Origin of the sequence: Ferrovibrio terrae, from assembly GCF_943371255.1 — a bacterium.
In the GTDB taxonomy this organism is placed as follows: domain Bacteria; phylum Pseudomonadota; class Alphaproteobacteria; order Ferrovibrionales; family Ferrovibrionaceae; genus Ferrovibrio; species Ferrovibrio terrae_B.
This window is the reverse complement of record NZ_CALRUC010000187.1, coordinates 1-4,586: the sequence shown is the minus strand read 5'-3', so window position 1 is coordinate 4,586 and position 4,586 is coordinate 1. Positions and strand designations below refer to the sequence as shown.

Below are 4,586 nucleotides of genomic sequence, written 5' to 3'. Positions count from 1 at the left end.
TCCGGCTTGGCATGACATCGACGGTGTCGATCGTGCGGCGTTCGGATGCGTCTGTGGTGGCGCTGCCGCTGGCGGCGCTGTACCAGCAGGGCGCAGAGCCGGCCGTGTGGGTGTATAGCGGCCCGGCCGAGGGCGAGGGCAAGGTCGAGTTGCGCACCGTGAAGGTTGCGGCCTATATCGAAAAGGCCGTGCTGATCGCGGCCGGCCTGAAAGACGGCGAGAAGGTGGTGACCGCCGGCGTGCACAAGCTGATCCCCGGCCAGACCGTGCGCCTGCTCCCTGAAGTGCAGTCTGCCAGTGCGGGGAAGAAGTCGTGAGTCAGCATCCGCCCTCTCCGGCCGGCGATGATGGCGTCGGCCGCTTCAACCTGTCCGCCTGGGCACTGCGCCACCGCTCGCTGATCGGCTTCCTGATGGTGCTGCTGCTGGCGGCAGGGGCGCTGTCCTATACCCAGCTCGGCCGCGCCGAAGACCCTGATTTCACCTTCAAGGTGATGATCGTGCGTACCAACTGGCCCGGCGCCACCGCGCGCGAGGTCGAGCAGCAGGTCACCGACAAGATCGAGAAGAAACTGCAGGAGACGCCGTATCTCGACAATGTACGCAGCTATTCCAAGGCCGCGGAATCGACCATTTTCGTCACCCTGCGTGATAGCACGCCGCCCAAGGCAGTGTCCGGCGTGTGGTACGAGGTGCGCAAGAAGGTGGGTGATATCCGCCAGACCTTGCCGGCCGGGGTGCAGGGGCCGTTCTTCAACGATGAATTCGGCGACACTTTCGGCACCATCTATGCCTTCACTGCCGATGGATTCACCCATCGCGAACTGAAGGACTATGTCGAGGATGTGCGTGAAGAACTGCTGCGCATCCGCGATGTCGGCAAGGCCGACCTGCTGGGCGTGCAGCCCGAACGCATCTTCATCGAGTTTTCCAACAAAAAGCTGGCCAATCTTGGCATCAGTCCGCAGCAGGTCATCGATGTGATCCAGGCGCAGAATGCGCAGACCGCATCGGGTGTGGTGCAGACCTCGTCCGACCGCATCGCCACCCGCGTCAGCGGGGATATCGAAAGCGGCAGGAATTTATCGGAACTCTCCATCCAGGCCAATGGGCGGCTGATCCGGCTCGGCGACATCGCCGATATCAAGCGTGACTATGCCGACCCCCCCAGTCCACGTCTGCGCTACAACGGTCAGGAATCGATCGGCCTCGCCATCTCGATGGCCAAGGGCGGCAACATGATCGAGCTGGGCAAGAAGCTCGATGCCACCATGAAGCGGCTGAAGGCCGATATGCCCATCGGCATCGAGGTGCTGCAGGTGGCGGACCAACCCACCGTGGTACAGCGCTCGATCTCGGAATTCATGCAGGTGCTGCTGGAAGCCGTGGTCATCGTGCTCGGTGTCAGCTTCCTCAGCCTGGGCCTGCGCAGCGGCATGGTGGTGATGCTGTGCATCCCGCTGGTGCTGGCGATCACCTTCGTGTGCATGCAGATCTTCGGCATCGATTTCCACCGCATCTCGCTGGGCGCGCTGATCATCTCGCTTGGTCTGCTGGTGGATGACGCCATCATCGCAGTCGAGATGATGCAGGTGAAGATGGAGCAGGGGTTCGACCGTTTCCGCGCCGCCAGCTTCGCCTATACCTCGACCGCTTTCCCGATGCTCACCGGCACGCTGATCACCGCAGCCGGCTTCGTACCGGTCGGTTTCGCCAAATCCTCGGCCGGCGAATACACCTTCTCGATCTTCGCCGTGGTCACCATTTCGCTGCTGGTGTCCTGGGTGGTGGCGGTCATTTTCACGCCCTATATCGGCTACACCCTGCTGCCGACACCAAAGGCCGGCCATGGCCATAGCGAGGACGTTTACCATCGCGGCATCTATCGTTTCGTCCGCCCGGTGGTGGAGTGGTGCGTACGGCGGCGCTGGATCGTGATTGCCGGCACGTTCGGTATTTTCGTGCTCAGCGTGGCGGGCTTTGGCCTGGTACAGCAGCAGTTCTTCCCGTCCTCCAACCGGCCCGAGCTGATGGTCGACCTGCGCCTGCCGCAGGGTGCCTCGATCACCGCCACCGAGGGAGAGGCGCTGAAGCTGGAAGAATTGCTGAAGAACGATGCCGATATCGTCAGCTACACCACCTATGTCGGCGCTGGCGCGCCGCGCTTCTACCTGCCGCTGGACATCCAGCTGCCGAACGACAACTTCGCCCAGGTGGTGGTGCTGACCAAAGGCGATGCCGAGCGCGAGCGCGTGCGCGACAGGCTGATTGCGGCCTTCCAGGAGGATTTCGTGCTGCTGCGCGGCCGTGTCAACCGCTTGGAAAACGGGCCTCCCGTCGGCTTCCCGGTGCAGTTCCGCGTCAGCGGCCCCAACCCGATGGAAGTGCGCCGGATCGCCTTCCAGGTCGCCGATGTGATGCGCGCCAATCCCAATGCGCGTGACGTCAACCTCGACTGGAACGAGTTGAGCAAGGTGGTCAAGCTGGATGTCGACCAGGCCAAGGCGCGCCTGCTCGGCATTTCCTCGCAGGATCTCGCCACCACGCTCAACTCCATCGTGTCCGGCCTGACCGTGACGCAGTATCGCGAGGATCGCGAGCTGATCGATGTGGTCGCCCGCGCCGAAGCCAGCGAACGCCTCAGCCTGACCGGCATCAAGGATCTGAACGTGGCCGGCGCGGAGAGTACGCGCCCGGTGCCGCTCAGCCAGGTGGCCGAAATCCGGTACGAGCTGGAAGAAGGCATCATCTGGCGACGCGACCGCCAGCCAGTGATCACTGTACGCGCCGATATCATCGACGGCATCCAGGCGCCGGTGGTGTCGATGCAGATCGAGCCGCAGCTGAACGAGCTGCGCAAGAGCCTGCCGCCGAATTACCGCATCGTGATGGGTGGTGCCATCGAGGAAAGCGGCAAGGCCAATGCCTCGATCGGCGCGGTGGTGCCGGTGATGATCGGCATCATGATCACGCTGCTGATGATCCAGCTGCAGTCGGTGTCGCGTATGCTGCTGGTGTTGCTGACCGCGCCGCTGGGCCTGATCGGCGTCACGCTGGGGTTGCTGACCTTCAACGTGCCGTTCGGCTTCGTTGCCATGCTGGGCGCCATCGCGCTGGCCGGCATGATCATGCGCAACTCGGTGATCCTGGTCGACCAGATCGAACAGGATATTGCCGGCGGCGAGGCGGCCTGGGATGCCATCATCAATGCCACGCTGCGGCGGTTCCGGCCGATCATCCTCACCGCGCTGGCGGCGATCCTCGGCATGATTCCGCTGTCCACCAGCAACTTCTGGGGACCGATGGCCTATACCATCATCGGCGGCCTGCTGGTCGCCACGCTGCTGACCGTCCTGTTCCTGCCGGCACTCTATGCCGCCTGGTTCAGGGTGAAACGTCCGGCAGGAACCCCGGCTGCCGCGTAAGGCAGCCGGAAGCGTCTTACAGAGTCGAGTCGATCTTCACCTTGTCGGCTTTGACCTTGCTGGGCATGGTGATCGGCTGATCGGTCCAGTCCTCGCCGCCGGTGACCACGCAGGCGCGGCCATCAGTGCTGGTGATGAGGATGGTCCAGGAGCCGGTCTGCGAGACCAGCAGTTCGACAACACGGTCGCCGACAACGCCGGCGGCCTGCGGCTGCTCGCCGAAACGCTGATCCAGCATTTTTCCCATGTCATCGCGCAGGCCACAGACCATGGCCTGTTGCGCCTGGGCGGGTGGTGTAAGGGCGGCAATGCCGAGCGAGACAGCGGCGATGGTCAGGGTGGTGGAAAGCAACGCACGGGATGAGATGGCCTTGCACATGGCTGGCCTCCTTCGGTGTGCGCGTCCGCGTCCTGCAGACGCTTCTTTCACACTCTCAAACTAGCAGGTGATGCTTAAAGTTCCGTTTTCAAGCCCCGTGCGGCCGTTACAACGCCGTGATCAGGCCGCGTCGTTGAGATGGCAGGCCGACAGGCGGCCGGGTGCAATCTCTTTCAGGGCAGGCACTTCCGCCCTGCAGCGGGCAAAAGCCTGCGGGCAGCGCGGGTGGAAATGACAGCCCGGCGGCGGGTTCAGCGGCGAGGGAATTTCGCCCTTGATCGGCAGGTAATCGCGGCGCTCGGCCACCAGCTTCGGGGCCTCGGCCAGCAGGGCCTGGGTATAGGGATGGTTCGGGCCGGCAAACAGCTGCTCGGTCGGCGCGCTTTCCACCACGCGGCCCAAGTACATGATCACCACCCGGTCGGAGATGTGCTCCACGACCGAAAGATTGTGGCTGATGAACAGGTAAGTGAGGCCAAGCTGTTCGCGCAGGTCCATGAACAGGTTCAGCACCTGGGCCTGGATCGAGACGTCGAGTGCCGCCACGGCCTCGTCGCAGACAATGAATTTCGGCTGCACGGCGAGCGCGCGGGCGATGCCGATGCGCTGGCGCTGGCCGCCGGAGAACTGGTGCGGATAGCGTTTGCGATAGCGCGGGTCGAGGCCGACCTGCAGCATGATCTTCTCGACATAGGCGCCCATCTCGCTGCGCTTGATCAGGCCATGCGCCACCGGCGCCTCGCCGATGATCTCTTCCACCCGCATGCGCGGATTGAGCGAGGC

At 63.7% G+C, this 4,586-nt stretch carries 3 protein-coding genes and 1 pseudogene; 2 read left to right on the top strand and 2 right to left on the bottom strand.

The window, feature by feature from the left end; all coding sequences use genetic code 11:
* Positions 1–317, top strand: a pseudogene (locus tag AAG799_RS22420) (efflux transporter periplasmic adaptor subunit); the annotation flags it as partial.
* Positions 314–3,424, top strand: coding sequence for an efflux RND transporter permease subunit (locus AAG799_RS22415; protein WP_341899310.1), 3,111 nt, complete (start codon positions 314–316; stop codon positions 3,422–3,424). The pseudogene AAG799_RS22420 and the gene AAG799_RS22415, both read left to right, overlap by 4 nt.
* A gap of 16 nt (positions 3,425–3,440) precedes the next feature.
* On the opposite strand, the gene AAG799_RS22410 is transcribed toward AAG799_RS22415, so the two are convergent.
* Together AAG799_RS22410 and AAG799_RS22405 are read right to left on the bottom strand one after the other, a co-directional pair.
* On the bottom strand, positions 3,441–3,803 hold the full coding sequence (locus tag AAG799_RS22410; RefSeq protein WP_341899308.1) for a hypothetical protein: 363 nt from the start codon (positions 3,801–3,803) through the stop codon (positions 3,441–3,443).
* Positions 3,804–3,923: 120 nt separating this feature from the next.
* Positions 3,924–4,586, bottom strand: a 663-nt coding sequence (locus AAG799_RS22405) for an oligopeptide/dipeptide ABC transporter ATP-binding protein (RefSeq protein ID WP_341899306.1), incomplete at its 5' end; no start/stop codon positions are given.